The organism is Lactobacillus sp. RTP31084st1_F9_RTP31084_210423, from assembly GCF_040919545.1.
Lineage (GTDB): Bacteria > Bacillota > Bacilli > Lactobacillales > Lactobacillaceae > Lactobacillus > Lactobacillus paragasseri.
Window position 1 is genome coordinate 1 of record NZ_JBCOVH010000013.1, and the last position, 978, is coordinate 978.

General features: G+C 44.9%; 1 protein-coding gene. It reads left to right on the top strand.

Annotated features, from left to right (window positions below):
• Window positions 1-259: 259 nt before the first annotated feature.
• Window positions 260-978 (top strand): plasmid recombination protein (locus tag AB5359_RS10210; protein ID WP_368287216.1); only part of this gene is annotated, 719 nt, incomplete at its 3' end.

Below are 978 nucleotides of genomic sequence, written 5' to 3' on the forward strand. Positions count from 1 at the left end.
GGGCTTGTATTTTGGTAACTCTCCCGTATCGGTCGGCTACCGTTTGGTCAGCAACAAAGGTAGTACTTTATTGTCGCAAATCCAAATGTTTTCCCCTTTATTTGTGCATTTACAGAACATTTGCTAACTTCGCACCTATGCAGTATGGTGATAGCACACTAGCACCCTAAAGGGTGCGTGTGTAAGGGGACAAGCCCCCTTAACCCCCTGTCAGCCGGCTGTCACCGGCTGTTATCGATTGTCACAAAAATGTTAACTTATGGGAGCAACAAGTATTCATGTACAAGCAGTGAAGCCGGGGAGTGAGATTCACAACTTTAGGGAAAAAGAGTTGGACTATGTTCGTCCCGAACTTAGTCATTTGAATGAAAGCTGGGTTGGAGATAGCATCTCCCATCGGCTGGAAAGTGCGAAACAAAGATATCTCGATACGGTTGGGCAGAAGATGCAGGCTAAAGCCGCACCCATACGAGAGGGAGTAATAGTAATCAAACAAGAAACCACCATGCAGGAACTCCAGCAGTTTGCCACGGTCTGTAAAGAACGTTTCGGTATCGAAGCATTTCAAATCCATATACACAAGGACGAAGGATACATGAACGCAAAGCAATGGACACCTAACCTTCATGCCCATGTAGTTTTCGATTGGACGCAGTCGAATGGGAAAAGTGTGCGTTTATCGCGTGATGACATGGCAGAACTCCAAACCATAGCATCTGAAACACTGGGCATGGAACGTGGCGTTTCTTCTGACCGCAAACACTTATCGGCTATGCAGTACAAGACCGAATGTGCGAAAGAACAGCTTCAGGAACTATCAAACGATATATCCAGTGCATTAGACAAACACAAGGACGTACAAAACCAGCTTCTTCAGCTTCAGAAAGAACTACGTTCCATTGAAACAAAGAAGAACGTCCAAAAACTCATTTCTAAGGCTTCAGAGAAGTTTTACGGCTTGATTGGAAAAACAGTCAA